The 16,093-nt window shown below is 56.0% G+C and carries 17 protein-coding genes; 9 read left to right on the plus strand and 8 right to left on the minus strand.

Annotated elements, in window-relative coordinates:
• Window positions 1-367: 367 nt before the first annotated feature.
• From ABLX76_RS12390 to ABLX76_RS12400, 3 genes are read left to right on the plus strand one after another with little or no spacing between them, the layout of a single operon-like run.
• Window positions 368-1,453, plus strand: coding sequence for an efflux RND transporter periplasmic adaptor subunit (locus tag ABLX76_RS12390; protein ID WP_023288901.1), 1,086 nt, complete (start codon window positions 368-370; stop codon window positions 1,451-1,453).
• Window positions 1,454-4,519 (plus strand): efflux RND transporter permease subunit, encoded by a 3,066-nt coding sequence (locus ABLX76_RS12395; protein ID WP_348874595.1) that lies wholly within the window; start codon window positions 1,454-1,456, stop codon window positions 4,517-4,519.
• A 38-nt stretch (window positions 4,520-4,557) separates the two neighbouring features.
• Complete coding sequence (locus ABLX76_RS12400) at window positions 4,558-5,481, plus strand: acyltransferase family protein (protein WP_072096501.1); 924 nt, start codon at window positions 4,558-4,560, stop codon at window positions 5,479-5,481.
• 16 nt (window positions 5,482-5,497) lie between these two features.
• Here the strand turns inward: ABLX76_RS12400 and ABLX76_RS12405 are convergent, their stop codons facing one another.
• A complete protein-coding gene (locus tag ABLX76_RS12405; protein ID WP_289551466.1) occupies window positions 5,498-6,004 on the minus strand; it encodes a hypothetical protein in 507 nt (168 codons plus the stop codon).
• A 732-nt stretch (window positions 6,005-6,736) separates the two neighbouring features.
• Between ABLX76_RS12405 and ABLX76_RS12410 the strand changes: the two genes are divergently transcribed.
• Window positions 6,737-6,949, plus strand: a complete 213-nt coding sequence (locus tag ABLX76_RS12410) for a biofilm development regulator YmgB/AriR family protein (protein WP_044521698.1) — start codon at window positions 6,737-6,739, stop codon at window positions 6,947-6,949.
• An 82-nt stretch (window positions 6,950-7,031) separates the two neighbouring features.
• Window positions 7,032-7,586: a helix-turn-helix transcriptional regulator gene (locus ABLX76_RS12415; RefSeq protein ID WP_017899620.1), complete on the plus strand. Its 555-nt coding sequence runs from the start codon at window positions 7,032-7,034 to the stop codon at window positions 7,584-7,586.
• A 41-nt stretch (window positions 7,587-7,627) separates the two neighbouring features.
• Here ABLX76_RS12415 and ABLX76_RS12420 read toward each other — a convergent pair whose 3' ends face one another.
• Both ABLX76_RS12420 and ABLX76_RS12425 read right to left on the minus strand, forming a co-directional pair.
• Window positions 7,628-8,362, minus strand: coding sequence for a MerR family transcriptional regulator (locus ABLX76_RS12420; RefSeq protein ID WP_023288896.1), 735 nt, complete (start codon window positions 8,360-8,362; stop codon window positions 7,628-7,630).
• A 154-nt stretch (window positions 8,363-8,516) separates the two neighbouring features.
• The gene (locus ABLX76_RS12425) at window positions 8,517-9,728 is read right to left on the minus strand and encodes a diguanylate phosphodiesterase (RefSeq protein ID WP_048334451.1); all 1,212 of its coding nucleotides are present in this window, start codon (window positions 9,726-9,728) and stop codon (window positions 8,517-8,519) included.
• A 327-nt stretch (window positions 9,729-10,055) separates the two neighbouring features.
• On the opposite strand from ABLX76_RS12425, the gene ycgZ reads away from it, so the two are divergent.
• From ycgZ to ABLX76_RS12440, 3 genes are all read left to right on the plus strand, one after another.
• Entirely contained in the window at window positions 10,056-10,301 is a 246-nt protein-coding gene (gene ycgZ / locus ABLX76_RS12430) for a regulatory protein YcgZ (protein ID WP_023288894.1), read from the plus strand.
• Between the two features lie 125 nt (window positions 10,302-10,426).
• On the plus strand, window positions 10,427-10,732 hold the full coding sequence (locus ABLX76_RS12435) for a hypothetical protein (RefSeq protein ID WP_023288893.1): 306 nt from the start codon (window positions 10,427-10,429) through the stop codon (window positions 10,730-10,732).
• A 51-nt stretch (window positions 10,733-10,783) separates the two neighbouring features.
• Window positions 10,784-11,050 carry a biofilm development regulator YmgB/AriR family protein gene (locus ABLX76_RS12440; RefSeq protein ID WP_004886050.1) on the plus strand — a complete coding sequence of 89 codons (267 nt, stop codon included), beginning with the start codon at window positions 10,784-10,786 and terminating at the stop codon, window positions 11,048-11,050.
• A gap of 107 nt (window positions 11,051-11,157) precedes the next feature.
• Here ABLX76_RS12440 and pgl read toward each other — a convergent pair whose 3' ends face one another.
• Window positions 11,158-12,153, minus strand: coding sequence for a 6-phosphogluconolactonase (gene pgl / locus ABLX76_RS12445; RefSeq protein ID WP_262962731.1), 996 nt, complete (start codon window positions 12,151-12,153; stop codon window positions 11,158-11,160).
• Window positions 12,154-12,381: 228 nt separating this feature from the next.
• Here pgl and ABLX76_RS12450 point away from each other — a divergent pair, with 228 nt between their 5' ends.
• Complete coding sequence (locus ABLX76_RS12450) at window positions 12,382-13,200, plus strand: pyridoxal phosphatase (protein ID WP_277476189.1); 819 nt, start codon at window positions 12,382-12,384, stop codon at window positions 13,198-13,200.
• On the opposite strand, the gene modC is transcribed toward ABLX76_RS12450, so the two are convergent.
• The 4 genes from modC to ABLX76_RS12470 form a co-directional block, all read right to left on the minus strand.
• A complete protein-coding gene (gene modC / locus ABLX76_RS12455; RefSeq protein ID WP_044521712.1) occupies window positions 13,201-14,259 on the minus strand; it encodes a molybdenum ABC transporter ATP-binding protein ModC in 1,059 nt (352 codons plus the stop codon).
• Complete coding sequence (modB, locus tag ABLX76_RS12460; protein WP_065882475.1) at window positions 14,259-14,951, minus strand: molybdate ABC transporter permease subunit; 693 nt, start codon at window positions 14,949-14,951, stop codon at window positions 14,259-14,261. The genes modC and modB overlap by 1 nt, the downstream gene beginning before the upstream one ends.
• Complete coding sequence (gene modA, locus ABLX76_RS12465; RefSeq protein ID WP_348874600.1) at window positions 14,951-15,724, minus strand: molybdate ABC transporter substrate-binding protein; 774 nt, start codon at window positions 15,722-15,724, stop codon at window positions 14,951-14,953. The genes modB and modA overlap by 1 nt, the downstream gene beginning before the upstream one ends.
• Before the next feature lie 142 nt (window positions 15,725-15,866).
• Complete coding sequence (locus tag ABLX76_RS12470; protein ID WP_002895156.1) at window positions 15,867-16,016, minus strand: AcrZ family multidrug efflux pump-associated protein; 150 nt, start codon at window positions 16,014-16,016, stop codon at window positions 15,867-15,869.
• Between the last annotated feature and the right edge of the window lie 77 nt (window positions 16,017-16,093).

The following is a 16,093-nucleotide window of genomic DNA, read 5'->3' on the forward strand; positions in this document are numbered from 1 at the left end:
AAAACCACATATTCCCTGCAGATCTCCTGCGTTTTCCCCAACAGTGCCGCTGCCGCTTGCGGTATGCTCTTTTTTAACACTTCACCTTTTCTCCGACTATGCTGATTACAAGCAGGAGTGCCGCTCCGAATGTCCGGTGGTCACCGTGGGGGGCCGAATTAAATGACATTCGCGGTTCGGGTGGGAGTAAAGGGAGAAAATCATGTTTGGTTATAGCCTGTTACGTCTGGGATTATTTGTCGCGCTGGCCATTGTCGCCTGCACGCTGGTGGGACTATTCACCTATCTGGTTGTCGCCGCCCTCGCCGAATAAGCGTGCGCCGCGTAATAAAAATGTAAAATAAATCCTGAATCTGAGGGGAATACTGTGAACCGTTATTTTTCTCTCATCCCGGTTGTTATTTTATTTACAACCGCTTGCGATCAGAAATCGCCGTCCGTCGAGTCCGCCCCGCGCATGGTCAAGGTGGCGCAGGTGACCGCCGTGGGCAATACCCAGCAGCGAACGTTTCCGGCACGTATCGAGTCTGGCGACTCCACCGAGCTGTCGTTTAAGCGGGGGGGCCAGGTGGAATCGCTGGATATTCGCCAGGGGGCGACCATCGCCCAGGGGCAAACGCTGGCGCGCCTGAATGCCCGCGAGGCCCAACAGCGGGTCAATGAGCGACAGACGGCGGCTACCCTCGCCCAGCGTCAGTTTGATCGCTTCCAGACCCTGGCGGGACGTCAGGCGATTTCCCAAGCGGAGATGGACGTGCAGCGCGCCAATCGCGATGCCGCCAACGCGGCCTTAAAAATCGCCCGTGAAGAGCTGGCGCAAATGAGCCTCACCGCGCCCTTCGGCGGGATTGCCGCCGGCGTGCATATCCGCAACCATCAGGTGGTCGCCGCCGGCCAGCCGGTGATCACCCTGACGCGTACCGACCTGCTGGATGTGGTCTTCAGCATTCCCGAAAATCTGTTCACCTCCCTGGATATCCGCAATACCGCCTACCGCCCCGTCGTCAGGATCAATACCCTGCCGGGCCGCGAATTTACGGCGGAATACAAAGAGCATACCGGCAGCAGCGACAACAGCACCCTTACCTGGCAGATCATTTTAACCATGCCGCGGCCGGATGATTTTCCCACCGTCGGCGGGGTCAGCGGCACCGTGACGGTCAATCTCGGCAATTTACCGGCCAGCGCTGGAAGGGAAACGCTCATGGTGCCGGTAGAGGCGGTGTTTAACCCGGATAACCGGCCGAAGAATGAACCGGTCGTCTGGGTGGTGAAAGGCGACAACGCGCATCGGTTTCTTGAGGAGCGCAAGGTCACGGTCGGCGAGGTGACCTCGCAGGGAGTGGCCATCACCGACGGTCTCCGCGCGGGTGAAGAGGTGGTCGCGGCGGGCGTGAGCGAGCTGCATGCCGGGCAGCCGGTGCGGATCTGGACGCGTGAACGAGGATTATAAATGGACATTTCCCGTCAGTTTATTAATAACCCGACCCGCGTCTGGTTAGCCATTCTGCTGCTGGGGGGGGGTGGTCTGTTCGCCCTGCTCAATATCGGCCGTCTGGAAGATCCTGCCTTCACCATCAAAACGGCGGTGATCGTGACCCACTACCCGGGCGCGTCCGCTCAACAGGTGGAGGAGGAGGTGACCCTGCCGCTGGAAAACGCGATTCAGCAGCTTCCCTCACTGGATAACGTCAGCTCCATCTCCTCAAATGGCCTATCGCAAATTACGGTGAATATCGCTTCGCAGTACCATTCCAGCGAGCTGCCGCAAATCTGGGATGAGCTACGTCGCCGCGTCGGTGACGCCAGCCGACTTTTCCCCCCTGGCGTAGTGACCCCCTTCGTCAACGATGACTTTGGCGATGTGTTTGGCTTTTTCTTCGCTATCTCGGGCGACAGTTTTACCAACCCCGAGCTGGTGCGCTATGCCGAACAGCTGCGTCGGGAGCTGGTGCTGGTTCCTGGGGTCGGTAAAGTCGCTATCGGCGGCGTCATTCCGCAACAGATCAATGTTGATATCTCGCTGGCGAAAATGGCGGCGCGCGGGATCACGCTCAACCAGCTCGCCGCTATCCTGACCCGGCTCAACGTGGTGTCCAGCGCCGGAGAGATCCGCGTTGGCAGCGAATCGATCCGCCTACACCCCACCGGGGAGTTTCAAAGCATCGAGGAACTGGGGGATCTGCTGGTCAGCCCTCACGGCGCCAGCGCCACCACTCGACTGCGGGATATTGCCACGCTGTCGCGCGGGCTGACTGACTCGCCGTCCAGTATTTATCATGCCAACGGCCGCCAGGCGGTGACCATGGGGGTCTCTTTTATTCCTGGCGTCAACGTCATTGACGTCGGGCACGCCCTTGAAGCCCGCCTCCAGCAGATGGCCGCCGACAAACCGGCGGGTATCGACATCGCCATTTTTTACGATCAGGCGGCTGAGGTCGCCCACTCGGTCAATGGCTTTATTACCAACTTCCTGATGGCCCTGGCGATCGTGGTCGGCGTGCTGCTGGTGTTCATGGGAGTACGCAGCGGGATCATTATCGCCCTGTCGCTGGCGCTCAACGTCCTCGGCACCCTGCTTATCATGTTTGTCTGGGGGATCGAGTTACAGCGGATCTCCCTCGGGGCGCTGATCATCGCCCTGAGTATGCTGGTGGATAATGCCATTGTCATTGTCGAAGGGGTGCTGATCGCCCGCCAGCAAGGATCGCCGCTGCTGGGCGCCATTAACTATGTGATCCGCCGCTCCGCCCTGCCGCTGCTCGGCGCCACGGTCATCGCCATCCTCGCCTTCGCGCCGATTGGCCTCTCGCAGGACTCCACCGGAGAGTATTGCAAATCCCTGTTCCAGGTGCTGCTGATCTCCCTGATGCTCAGCTGGTTCTCCGCCCTGACCATCACTCCGGTGCTCATTAAGTGGTGGTTGTTTAAACACGCCCCGCCGGCCGCCGCGCCGGAGGAAAAAGCCGATCCCTACCGCGGCCGCTTTTACCGTGGCTATCAGCAGACGCTGCGAATACTGCTGCAGCAAAAGACCCTGACTCTGGTGCTGATGGGCGCCCTGCTGGCCGCGGCGATCTGGGGCTTCACCTTCGTGCGGCAGAATTTCTTTCCGTCATCGAATACGCCCATTTTCTTTGTCGACCTGTGGCTGCCCTACGGTACCGATATTAACGCCACCGAGCAGATGACCCGCGATATTGAGCGGTCGATCGCCGGCCAACCCGGGGTGATCACCACCGTCGCCACCATTGGCCAGGGCAGTATGCGTTTTATTCTTACCTACAGCGGTCAGCGGCAGTACAGCAACTACGCGCAGATTATGGTGCGGATGGACGACCAGCGCGGCATCGCCCCCGTCACCCGCCACGTCGAAACCTGGATCGCCAGAAACTACCCGCAGGTAAACGCCAGCACCAAACGCATTATGTTCGGCCCCTCCGGCGATAGCGCGATTGAAGTGCGCATTAAGGGCCCTGACCCGGATACGCTGCGCGCGCTGGCCAGTCAGGTGAGCGATATTCTCGCTGAGGATCCGGCGACCGACAGCGTGCGTAACGACTGGCAGAACCGCAGCAAGGTGATCCGCCCGCAGTACTCCCTAGCGCTGGGGCGCGAGCTGGGGGTGGATAAACAGGACATTGATAACGCGCTGGAGATGAATTTCTCCGGCAGTCGCGCCGGGTTATATCGCGAGGGCGCCGATCTGCTGCCGGTGATCGTCCGGCCGCCGGCAGCGGAGCGACAGGATGCCAACCATCTGCATAACGTGCTGGTCTGGAGCCAGAGCCGCCAGCAGTATATCCCGTTGAGTAACGTCATCCATGGCTTCTCCCTGGAGTGGGAAGATCCCTTGATTCTCCGCCGGGATCGCACCCGGGTGCTGACGGTCCAGACCGATCCCAGCCCGCAAAGCGGCCAAACCTCGGGTGATATTCTCGCCCGGGTGAAACCGCGCATTGACGCATTGACGCTGCCGCATGGCTATCGCATCGAATGGGGCGGCGATGCCGAGAACTCCAGTGAAGCACAGCAAGGGCTGTTCACGACCCTGCCGCTTGGCTATCTGGTGATGTTTATCATTACGGTGCTGATGTTCAGTTCGCTGAGAAACGCTGTCGCCATCTGGCTGACCGTCCCGCTGGCGCTGATCGGCGTCACGCCCGGCTTTTTGCTGACCGGCATCCCCTTCGGCTTTATGGCCTTAATCGGCCTTCTCAGCCTCAGCGGCATGCTGATCCGCAACGGCATTGTGCTGGTGGAAGAGATAGAGCAACAAAAACAGGAGAAAGATCAACGACAAGCGATCATTGATGCGGCAACATCTCGTCTGCGGCCGATCCTGCTGACCGCCTTCACCACCGTGCTTGGCCTTGCCCCGCTGCTGCGCGATGTTTTTTTCCAGAGTATGGCAGTGGTGATTATGTTCGGTCTGGCCTTCGCCACCGTGCTGACGTTGCTGGTTCTGCCGGTGATTTACGCCTGCTTTCACCATAAGGATATGACGCCTCAACGATGAACAGTACCGGTCTGAGCATTATTAAGACACTCGGCTGTATGACAGCGGTGACATTTTTCACCATCTATAACACCTGGGATCGCTTTGATTATGACTATCACTGGATCCTCGGGCTGCTGACCTTTGTCTCGACCATCGCCACGCCGCTGTTTTTTGTGGTGGCCGGCTATCTTGATGCGCAAACGCGACACGACGCCAACTGGCAAATTGGTAAAATTAAAAGCGTGGTGATCGTCTTTCTGTTTTGGGTGACGGTCTATTATGTCTGGGAGCCTTACCAGCGCGGCTACCTGATCCAGCCCTGGTTTATTTTCGCCCTGATTGTCATCTATACCTTCCATCCCCTGATTGCCTGGCTCAGCCAGCGGCGCGGTCTGTTTTTCACCGTGGTCCTGACGCTACTGTGCTGCTCTTATGGTTACGACCTGCTCTCGGTGCTCTACCCGGAAAGACATCTTTTCAGCCTGGCGCCGCAGTATCGTCTGTGGACGTGGCTACTTTTTTATTTAACCGGGCAGTTGTTTAACGATCCGCGGGTCACGGAGTGGATACGCGACCCGCGGGTGATTAAAGCCGCCATTATCGCCCTGCCCTTTGTCTATTTATTTACCTGGTTTTATGAACGCCACTTTTTCTTCGCGCTGTTTAAAGCCGATCGCAATGCGTTCATTCTCACGGGGTCGCAGATTTATATTCTGATCGTCCTGCTGGTGATCGCCGCTAACGCCGTGCAGTTTAAAAAGAACCGCGAACTGAAGGAGGCCGTGCTGGCGACGGTTAGCAAAGCGATGACCGGGGTCTATATTTTGCACTACTCCGTTTTTCACCTGCTGGTGATGCTGATCCCTATTCACTCGTTAGCCACCAAGCTGGGAGTGATTGCCCTAACGTTTGTCCTGTCGGTGCTCATTTCCCTCGCCGCGCTCTCCAGTACGCTGCTCAGGAAGGTGATAACCCTGTAACAAACGACGCGGCAACTTAGCGGAAGCTCCACTGGATGCTGATCACAAACACGCTGGGAATAATAATGCCGCTCTCAAGGGCGAAATAGTCGGTAAAGTTGTACTGGATAGCATGGTAGATATAGGGTGAAAAGCCGATCCCGGTGGCGTCCTTGAAATCTTTATAGGAGCCATGATCGCCGCAATGCTCGAAGGCGTCGAAGAAGAATTCGCCGGTATAGCCGTAAACGCCTTTGAAGGTCCACCCGCTGCCGTTGTGGTACCAGTCTCTTCTCACCCCCAGCGCCAGACAGCGATCGTCGAAACTGTTATTCAAGGTGCCAATAAGCAGGCTGTATTTCGAGTCGTCAGAGAATTTCCGCTCCACCGAGAAAAAGTGGTTCTCGAAATTCTCAGTATATTGACCGTGATTATTGGTCAGATGGTAAACATAGGAACCGGTATTCACCGAATAGAGGTTAATCTCTTTCGCCTGCACGAAAGTCGCTAACCCGGCCAGGAGCATCACGCTTTTACCGCGCATTTCCCCTCCTCACACCTCTACGCCTGTCCATAGACAGACTGCCTTTGCCGTATTTACCGGTCGTGACAGGGGTAAAAGACCCGACAGGGAAATGGGAGAAAGATAACGATGCCGAACCATCGCATCGCTAGTAAAAAGCGTAGCACACGCCTTATCCGCCAACAAACCGACCGAAACGTTAACGAAATGGCCGATGTGTTGCTCTTTACCTGATTGTGCAAAAAACAGACAAAACCTCACCTGATATCCGCTATGATCAGCGTCCGACGCGGAAGAAAGCCACCTGTCGACGACAGAGTTGCTGTGTACCTCTTCCTGCGTCGGCGCGATTTCATCCAACACGCCAGCCTGCACAATACCTTCCCATTGAGCTCACGCCTGTCGTCAGCCTCTTCCCGCTAGTTTTACAAGTGGATCCTGCACAAACCGGCTTTTATGTACAAGTTATACAGGAAATAGAATCCTTTAAAATCAACAACTAAAAACAAACATTAAAAATAAGCCGTTGCGTTGTACATATAGTTCTAAAAAAAGTTGTACATAGTGGGATCACCGTCTATAGTTTGGAGTGTTAACTGCTTGTTGCGCAACGAAGCGGGGATGTTTAACGGTGGCGCGGCAAGTCAGGCGGTGGTTCCTGGTTTTGCATTTCCTGTTCGTGACTTGGCGCGTACCAATGGTACGTAGCGACTTTTATTGTCAGTTTGCGTTATACGTGGGAGAGTTCGAGCTATGCATATTAAAAATACCATTCCAGCAGAGTTTGTCTTCAATTCGGCCCTGATGAAGAATATTGAAAATACGCTCATTAAGCAGCACAGAACGATAAATAATGAGCGGATGATTACGGAAATTCAGCATCGCCTGAAAACGGAAAGTAATGAAATACTCTCCGACCTCTATTTGCAGGCGCTGGATATGCTGTACAGCAAACCTCATCATTAATTAAACTCGCGGAGCTGGCAGCAGACTTAAGCCTGCGGTGCCGGCACGCCTGGGTCTCTATCGGCTAACTGAGGCAAATAAAATGTCACACCATAATACCTGCTATCGTACTGAACATTACGATCTGTGGTTTGATAATCGTTTTCTTCTCTATGGGATGTCGCTGATCCTGAATAGTCTGCCGGCATCTTACTTTCGCAAAAAACATGTTTTCTTTACCAGCGACAATTATTTCGCGGTACTGCAGCACAACTATAATCGTCGGGATACGTTATTTATTTTGTTAACCGAAGGCAATGATCTTAATTTTCTTAGTGAACTGCCTATGCTGCGCTTACCGGCCAATTCAACGCCGGAAGAGTTAAAGATATTTCTGCACCAGCCAACCCGCTACTATAAAACCCACCCGGCGCCGGGCGCCTCGGTGCAGTTTACCGAGCGGGAAAAGAAAGTTATTCAACTTATCAGCAATGGCGAAGCGGTCGCCAGCATTGGCCGGTCGCTGAATCTGCATATTAAAACCATTTATCAGATCCGGCTGAATCTGATTAAAAAGCTCGGCTGTAGCGGTAGGACCGATTTTTTTAATATCAGCCGCAGCGAAACCTTTAAATCCTGGAGCCAGATCCACCTGTAACCCGGCGCGTTAGCCCCGGTCTGCTTTGCGGATCGGGGCGATTAATTATTACCGTGAAAATGGATGCTGAAGCCCTGCTCCTGCCAGTGGCTGAGCAGCTCTTCCTGGAGAGGGGTGGCGGCGCGTCCGGTCCAGACGAAGATATGCTGCCCGGGGAACAGCTCGGGCCGCGGCGACTCCAGCGGTTCGGCGAGGACGTTGACGTGCCAGCCGCGCTGGGAAAGACGCCATGCCTCCAGCCACAGACGCGTCCTGTCCTCATTGCTCCAGCCCACCAGCAGCGTCTCCCTGCCGTTCTTTTTACGCGCTTCGGCGAGAAATAGCGCCACGCAGTCAATCAGCAGACCATCCAGCAAACTACTAATCACCAGAGAGGTATTCTGATCGAGCTTCAGACGCTGACGTACCGGCACTAACAGGCTGTCGATGAGCGTGTCGACGGGGTGTTGATGACTTAGCGCCAGTAATTTGGCACGGATTCTGGCGGGCTGCATATAACGCAGAATGGACATCATCTCTTCCTGAAGATGCGCGGATTCGTCGCGCGCCGCCGGCAGGTTACCCTCCAGCAGCGCTTTGACTTTCCCGACGGATACGCCGCGCTCTATCCAGCGCTTGATCTCTTCAATGCGCAGGATATCTTCTTCATCAAATTGCCGATGCCCGCCTTCGCTACGCTGCGGTTTCAGTAGACCGTAACGACGCTGCCAGGCGCGCAGTGTGACCGGATTGATTCCGCAACGTTCGGCGACTTCACCGATACTGTAAAACGCCATAGCAGCCTCACATCAACCTGATACTTTAATACCTAAACTAACGAATTCAGGCATCCTGTACAACTCTATTTTCTTGTACAGATAAAGATAACAGGTTGTGGCTCACAGCGCTTGGGAAAAAGATGAAAAAATAGTTGGCTGATTTCGCGGTGGATTATTTTTTTTCCGGCCAGGCGACGGCGGGTAAGCCCCCCAGGCGCGCGCTGGCGAACAAATTCCCCTGAAACTGCGAAATACCGGCTGATTCCAGCCACATCCACTCTTCAGCACGCTCAACGCCGACGGCAGAGACCGCAATCTCCAGCGAAAAACAGCATTTGATAATCGCCTGTACAATTGACTGGCGCGGTCCATCCTGGTGGATATTGCGGATCAGCTCATGGTCGATTTTAATTCTGTCGGGCTGGTATTGCGCCAGCAGCGACAGCCCGGCAAACCCGGCGCCGAAGTGATCGATGGCAAGATTGATACCCGCCCCTTTTAGCTTTCGCACCGCATCGGTAAAATCATCCATCCGCGAAATCACTTCCCGTTCGGTAAACTCGACAATAATCTGTTCAGGAATAAGATCATTACGCTGAATTTGATCGAGCAGGAAACCCACCGCGTTCGGCGCTTTAACCAGCGTCATCGGCAGTAAATTAATACTTAACGCCTTATTACGTAAGCCTAATTGCCCGGCCAGCGACAGCGCGACGCGTTTACTGTGCAGATCGGCGAGATAAATATCGTCCCCGGAAAGCCCGGCAAAATAGGCGCCAGGCGACTGGCCGTCCGGTGTGCGTAACAGCGCTTCCCACGAAATAATTTCGCAAGCGAAAGGGTCGACAATCGGTTGGAAGGCAAAGGACCAGCTTTCCTTATTATCAATTATCGGCGTATCAGGATAGAAAGTATTCTGATCGGGGATAAATACCCAGCTGTCAGCGGAAGGAATCTCAAAATAGTTCGCTTTTTCCGTTGATTCGACAAAGGTGCGGAAAAATTGCAGTGCCCGGTCGTCATAGGTGAGCTGATATTTTGTGGTCCCGCGGTCCATCACCGTCTGCAGCACCTCCTCGCGATCATGTTCCCGTAAATCAAACAGTTCCATACCGACCTTACCGAAACGGCGGGACGGCGCATAATCGCACAGAAGCTCTACCAGGTTATAATGGCGGGGATCGCGGCAAATATGCTGATAAATATCCTGAACCTTTTCTTCAGGCCCCTCAATGAGTTGAAAAAAATGCGTCCCGTTAAAAAGTAAAATACCGGTGACATCCGCCTGCCCATTTCTTTCGTTTGCCCTGGCAACCATGGCCTCGATCGATTTGAATGAGACATTGTCGCAAATATGGCTGCGATAAATGATGGTGGTTAGCATAGTGATTCCAGATGGGAGGGTAAGCATTCACAGTAGCAGTTATCAGGCTAATCGTCTTGTAAAACTACGTTTTGTCTTAACAAAAAAGATACACTAAAAATCCCTTTTTTGTGCAAGGCTTTTTCATTTTTCTTTTCTTGTACAACGTGCACCGTTAAATCCTACCTTTACAAGCCAGAATCGCACAAAACACATAAAAATAAATTATTAAAAATCAATGATTTAACCATTCCTGAATCATTATTGTTCAACTTTGTGTGTACAGGTTAACAATTATTGTATAAGTTTAATGGCAGTTAACAGATGAGTGAAATGTAAGGAGCAGATATGCAGCAGAATGGTTACATTCCAGATACAGCGAACGCAATTGCCCAGTATTTCAACAAAGCATCGTTACCTTCCCAGCAGGAAACGCTGGGTCAGATTGTGATGGATATTCTCAACGAAGGGCGTCATCTCAACCGCAAGGCGCTGTGCACTAAACTGTTGAGCCGCCTCGATCGGGCCCGTGCCCCCGAGGAAGAGAGTCACTATCAGACCTTAATTGGTCTGCTGTTTGCCGATCAGGAATAACGTCATCGATCGTCGCCTGTTGCAACCGCAGTAGCAGATGAGGGGCGATCGCTTCCATAAACCTGCTGCTGACCTGAATGCCCGTTCGCAGATTCAGGGAGAGAGTGGCATGCAGTGAGACGGTTATGAATAGCAGTGAAACTGAGGAAATCACCGATGAGATCATCGGCGAGGCGGTACTCGCGCTTCTGAAAACGAATCGCCCTATTACCACCCCGACCCTGCTGGTTCGACTTCGGTTGATGCAGGCGACAGAGTCAGACCGACAGCGAAGAAAGGTCATCGCTGCCGTGATTGAAGAAATTTGCGCGAAGCTTGCCCGTCAGCGGAAGCAAGCGCCTTTGCAGGTAAAGAAAATCAATGGCCGTTGGGAAACCCGAGGATCGCCGGCGCAAAGCGCCATGGCGCCGGAAGGTAAAAAGATCCACTGAGTATCCTAACCGTGGTGAATAACACAGAGTGAGAATGTGATGAGACAGACTATGCATCAGCAACCCGATATTTACGCAGGACTGCAGGACACCGCGCTCTCCGACTATTTCCGTAACGCCGGTGATAAGCTGGTTGATGAGTCCGCCGTGATGTCGCTGGCCATCAACAGTATTCTCCAGTCCGAGGGTCACCTGAACAATAAGGCCATTATTTTATGGCTGATTCAGGCGCTGGAAAGCACCGATGACGTGGTGACCGCAGACGTGATCCGTAAAACGCTGGAGATCGTCGTCGGCTACACCATGGACGATATCTAAGGCCGTCACGCTTCAGGCCCGCCAGGGCACCCCCTTTCCGACAGAGCCTGTCCGCTCTGTTAAAAAAACCTCGCTGACGCGAGGTTTTTTCTTTTACGCCTGACGGATCAGTGGGCGTTGACTACCACCCACATCGGCCCCTGCCCGACCGCATAGCGACCTTTCTCCTGCAGCAGCCCCTGCTCGCCGGTAATTTCGTACACCGCGATATGGTGCGACTTCTGCCCGGCGGCAATCAGATACTTACCGCTGTGATCGAGATTAAAGCCGCGCGGCTGGGTTTCGGTCGGTTGATAGCCTTCCACCGCCAGCACGCTGCCATCTTCCGACACGCTGAACACCGTGATGATGCTGGCGGTACGATCGCAGGCGTACAGGTGACGACCGTCCGGAGTGATATGAATATCCGCCGCCCAGCGCACGCCGGTGAAATCAGACGGCATCATATCCAGCGTTTGTACACATTCGATATTGCCATTCGGGTCTTTCAGCTCCCAGACGTCAATTGAGCTGTTTAGCTCATTGACGCAGTAACCATACTGCTGGTTCGGATGGAACACCATGTGGCGCGGACCCGCCCCTTCGACGGTGGTGACTTCCGCTGGCTCCTGGGCGGAGAGGAAACCATCCTCGCTGAGGGTAAACAGGCAGATGCGATCCTGCTTCAGCGCCGGCACCCACAGGGTACGATTGTCCGGGGAGATATTGGCCGAGTGGCAGCCTTCCAGCCCGTCCACCACGGTGATGGTTTCGCCCGGCAGGCCATCCTGCAGCGGGGTCACGCTGACGCAGCCCTGATTGTAGGAGGCGCTGAAGACAAAGCGACCATAATGATCGGTAGAGATGTGGGTCGGGCTGCCCGGCAGCGCCGCTTCCCCTGCGAAGGTCAACGCCCCGTTATCCGGCGTGATGCGATAAGCTAACACGCGAAACTCCGGACGAACGCCAACGTACAGATACTCCTTATTGGGGCTGACCACCATCGGCTGGACCTGCCCCGGGGCATCAACCACCTGCACCAGCGTCAGTTTGCCGTCCGCTTCAAGACTCCAGACGTGGATTTGTTGGCTTTCCGGGCTGGCGGTATAAACGGTTTGTTTCATGACTACTCCTTCCCTCACTGCACGTGGATTTTTCATTTTCAGGATAACTGCACCCTGAAAATTATAAGACATCCGCCCATGATACTCGCATCGCGCGCCGAATTACCGACGTACGGCGGCACAAAGGGCATACAGACATTCACGGCAGATGTGGAAAAATTGGTCCTGACGCCACGGCGGTGTACCATCATGGCCAGGTCACTTTTCAACATCAACCGGAAATAACACATGACAACACGCGTGATTGCCCTGGATTTAGACGGCACCCTGCTCACCAGCAAAAAAACCATCCTGCCCGCTTCGCTGGAAGCGCTGGCCCGCGCCAGAGAGGCGGGCTACCAGGTGATCGTCGTTACCGGACGTCATCACGTCGCTATTCATCCTTTTTATCAGGCACTGGCTCTCGATACACCTGCAATTTGTTGTAATGGCACTTATTTGTATGATTATCACGCAAAAAAGGTTTTGGCGGCCGATCCTATGTCGGTGGAACACGCGGTAAGCCTCACCGCCATGCTCGCCGAACAGCAGATCCACGGCCTGGCCTATGTGGATGACGCGATGCTTTACGAACAGCCCACCGGGCATGTGATCCGCACCCGCAACTGGGCGCAGGCGTTACCGGAGGATCAGCGCCCGGTCTTCAGCCAGGTCGACTCGCTGGCGCAGGCGGTCCGCGAGGTCAAGGCGGTATGGAAATTCGCCCTCACCGACGACGACATTCCCCGTCTGCAGCGCTTTGCGCAGGAGGTCGGCGAGAGGCTGGGCCTCGAATGCGAATGGTCGTGGCACGACCAGGTGGATATCGCTCGCGCCGGCAACAGCAAAGGCAAACGCCTGGCGCAGTGGGTCGCTGACCAGGGGCTGTCGATGCAGAACGTGGTGGCCTTCGGCGATAACTACAACGATCTGAGTATGCTGGAAGCGGCAGGCACCGGGGTGGCGATGGGTAATGCGGTCGACGACGTCAAAGCCCGCGCCAACGTGGTCATCGGCGACAATGAGTCCGCCAGCATCGCCGAGTTTATCTACCGTCAGCTGCTGTGATCAGGCGGCAATCGACACGCTTTTGATCTGGGCAAATACCTGCTGGCCTGGCGCTATCGCCAGGTCATCCCGCGCCCACGGGCTGATTCGAGCCCACAGCGGATGGCCGCTCACCCTGAGCTGAACCTCAATCTGCCCGTTGACCTCCAGACACTGAACCACCTCGGCGCGTAAGATATTGCGGATGCTGGTTGCGGACGGCTGGGCCAGCACCAGCGAGACGTCCGACGCCTGGATGCGGATCCGCGCGCTCTCCCCGGCGGGACGATCGAGCCGGTTAACCCACAGCATTTGATCCCCCAGCGTCAGCGCGGTCATCGCGTACTGCGGATGCTGCGCAGCGACGGTGGCGCTGAGGATCGTACTCTGCTGTTCCGCTGGCAGCCAGGGGTGCATCACGCTGCTGCTCCAGACCTCCTCCAGCGGACCGAAAGCCTTCACCTTACCGGCCTCCAGCACCAGCACGCGATCGGCCAGATGCTGGATCTCGTCCAGCGAGTGGCTAACGTAGAGCATCGGAATATGGATCTCCTGCGCCAGCCGCTGCAGATAGGGCAACAGTTCGCGTTTGCGCGGAATATCCAGCGAGGCCAACGGCTCGTCCAGCAGCAGCAGCTCCGGCGCGGTCAGCAGGGCGCGGCCGATGGCCACGCGCTGCTTTTCGCCGCCGGATAACCGGCCCGGCAGCCGATCCAGCAAGGGCGCAATTCCCAGCAGTTCCACCAGCTTATCGAACTGGCTGACCATGGATTTCGCCATTCCGTACTGCAGATTGCCGCGCACTTTATAGTGGGGAAACAGGCGCGCATCCTGAAATACATAGCCGATCCGCCGCTGCTCCGGCGCCAGGCAGATACGCTGCGCGGTGTCGTTCAGCACCCTGCCGTTGAGGACGATCCGCCCCGCCTGCGGCCGGGTCAGGCCGCTGATAGCGTTGATCAACGACGTTTTCCCGGCGCCTGAGACGCCAAAGATGGCGGTGATCCCGCTGCTGGGCAGCGTTTCACGGATCTGCAGACAGTGGCTGCCGAGGGTCTGGGTAAAGTCCAGCTCGAGCATCATGATCCTCCCATTCGCTGGCGGCTCACGCGGGCCAGCCATTCTGAAATCAAGAGCGAGACCAGCGCCAGACCGATAGCGATGAGGCAGAGGCGGGCCGCCGCCCCCTCCCCGCCCGGGGTCTGGATCAAGGTGTACATCGCCGAAGGCAGGGTGCGCGTTTCACCGGGAATATTGGAGACGAACGTGATGGTCGCGCCAAACTCCCCTAACGAGCGGGCGAAGGCCAGCACCGTGCCGACAATAATTCCCGGCAGAGTCAGCGGCAGCGTAATGGTGAAAAATACCCGCCAGCGGCTGGCCCCGAGGGTTCTCGCCGCCTGCTCCAGTTTGATGTCCACCCCCTCCAGCGCCAGGCGGATGGCGCGCACCATCAGCGGGAAAGACATCACCGCCGCCGCCAGCACCGCCCCGCGCCAGCTGAAGGCAAAGCTGATGCCGAACCAGTCATACAGCCAGCTGCCAATAAACCCGCGCCGCCCCATGGCCACCAGCAGCAGATACCCCACCACCACCGGCGGCAGCACCAGCGGCAGATGGAGAAGGCTGTCGAGCAGCGCCTTGCCGGGGAAGGTGCGCCGGACCAGCAGCCAGGAAAAAAAGATGCCAAAGGGCAGGCTCAGGACCACCGCCAGGGAGGAGACTTTCAGGCTCAGCAGCACCGCCTGCCATTCGGGTTCGCTCAGAAACATCAGCGGGTGGTAAATCCGTAACGTTGAAAAATCGCCGACGCTTCCGGCCCTTTCAGGTAGTCATAGAAAGCGCTCACGGCCGCGTTGCGGTGGCCATCGACAATCGCCAGCGGGTACTCGACTTTCTGATGCGACGCCTCAGGGAAAGTGCCAACCACTTTCACCCCTTTGCTGGCCACGGCATCCGATCCGTAGACGATGCCCAGCGGCGCTTCGCTACGCTCCACCAGCGCCAGCGCGCCGCGCACGTCTTCCGCCGGGGCGAGCTTCGGCGACAGGGTCTCCCAGGCGCCCAGTTTCTGCAGCGCTTCTTTGGCGTAGATACCTGCCGGAACGTGCTGCGGATCGCCCACCGCCAGACGGCCCCCTTTCAGCAGGCTGGTCCAGTCGGTTTTCTCATCAATGGTTATCGCCCCCTGCGCGCTGGCTTTCGGCGCCACCACGACCAGGCTGTTGCCAAGCAGGGTGGCGCGGGTCGCCGGATCGATGGCCTTTTTGTCTGCCGCGTAATCCATCCACTTTTGATCGGCGGAGATAAACAGGTCCGCCGGGGCGCCTGCTTCAATCTGCCGCGCCAGCGTCGACGACGAGGCAAACGACGAGACGACCTCGACGTTTTTCGCTTTCTTATACGCCTGGTCGATATCCTGCATCGCGTTGGTTAACGACGCGGCCGCGAAAACGGTCACTTTCCCCTCTGCCGCCAGCGCCTGACCCGCGATGCACAGCGTGAGCGATACCCCGACCACCCCGCGTAACCAAGAACCTGTCATCTGAATCTCCTGCCAATGCGTTATGTACTCGACAATATAACGATATGCGAAGCGTTTTTATAGTGACGCAGGACAATAAAATGAAGGGAAATGATACAGGAGGGAAATAGCACAGCGCCCGGTTAAACCGGGCGCCGGGAAATCAATGATTTTGCTGGCTGCGATCTTTGTGGCCGACGCCGGAGAAGAGGTTGAACACTTCGCCAAGACCGTAAATCAATCCCAGGATGACCGCCATCACCACCGGTACCATGATGACCGCAAAAACCAGACTTTTCAAAAGCTCTAACATGGTTCACTCCAGATAGTATGATTCCCTGATTGTAACGGTTTCAGCCGAAAAAACACGCCCCATTTGTGCGGTGGTTA

It is taken from the genome of Klebsiella sp. JB_Kp004 (assembly GCF_040065795.1).
GTDB classification, from domain to species: domain Bacteria; phylum Pseudomonadota; class Gammaproteobacteria; order Enterobacterales; family Enterobacteriaceae; genus Klebsiella; species Klebsiella quasipneumoniae.

Bases quoted from the DNA above. Each gene is read 5' to 3' on its own strand.
- ABLX76_RS12395 (WP_348874595.1), top strand. From the start codon at position 1,454: ATGGACATTTCCCGTCAGTTTATTAATAACCCGACCCGCGTCTGGTTA.
- ABLX76_RS12400 (WP_072096501.1), top strand. From the start codon at position 4,558: ATGACAGCGGTGACATTTTTCACCATCTATAACACCTGGGATCGCTTT.
- ABLX76_RS12405 (WP_289551466.1), bottom strand. From the start codon at position 6,004: ATGCGCGGTAAAAGCGTGATGCTCCTGGCCGGGTTAGCGACTTTCGTG.
- ABLX76_RS12410 (WP_044521698.1), top strand. From the start codon at position 6,737: ATGCATATTAAAAATACCATTCCAGCAGAGTTTGTCTTCAATTCGGCC.
- ABLX76_RS12415 (WP_017899620.1), top strand. From the start codon at position 7,032: ATGTCACACCATAATACCTGCTATCGTACTGAACATTACGATCTGTGG.
- ABLX76_RS12420 (WP_023288896.1), bottom strand. From the start codon at position 8,362: ATGGCGTTTTACAGTATCGGTGAAGTCGCCGAACGTTGCGGAATCAAT.
- ABLX76_RS12425 (WP_048334451.1), bottom strand. From the start codon at position 9,728: ATGCTAACCACCATCATTTATCGCAGCCATATTTGCGACAATGTCTCA.
- ycgZ (WP_023288894.1), top strand. From the start codon at position 10,056: ATGCAGCAGAATGGTTACATTCCAGATACAGCGAACGCAATTGCCCAG.
- ABLX76_RS12435 (WP_023288893.1), top strand. From the start codon at position 10,427: ATGAATAGCAGTGAAACTGAGGAAATCACCGATGAGATCATCGGCGAG.
- ABLX76_RS12440 (WP_004886050.1), top strand. From the start codon at position 10,784: ATGCATCAGCAACCCGATATTTACGCAGGACTGCAGGACACCGCGCTC.
- pgl (WP_262962731.1), bottom strand. From the start codon at position 12,153: ATGAAACAAACCGTTTATACCGCCAGCCCGGAAAGCCAACAAATCCAC.
- ABLX76_RS12450 (WP_277476189.1), top strand. From the start codon at position 12,382: ATGACAACACGCGTGATTGCCCTGGATTTAGACGGCACCCTGCTCACC.
- modC (WP_044521712.1), bottom strand. From the start codon at position 14,259: ATGCTCGAGCTGGACTTTACCCAGACCCTCGGCAGCCACTGTCTGCAG.
- modB (WP_065882475.1), bottom strand. From the start codon at position 14,951: ATGTTTCTGAGCGAACCCGAATGGCAGGCGGTGCTGCTGAGCCTGAAA.
- modA (WP_348874600.1), bottom strand. From the start codon at position 15,724: ATGACAGGTTCTTGGTTACGCGGGGTGGTCGGGGTATCGCTCACGCTG.
- ABLX76_RS12470 (WP_002895156.1), bottom strand. From the start codon at position 16,016: ATGTTAGAGCTTTTGAAAAGTCTGGTTTTTGCGGTCATCATGGTACCG.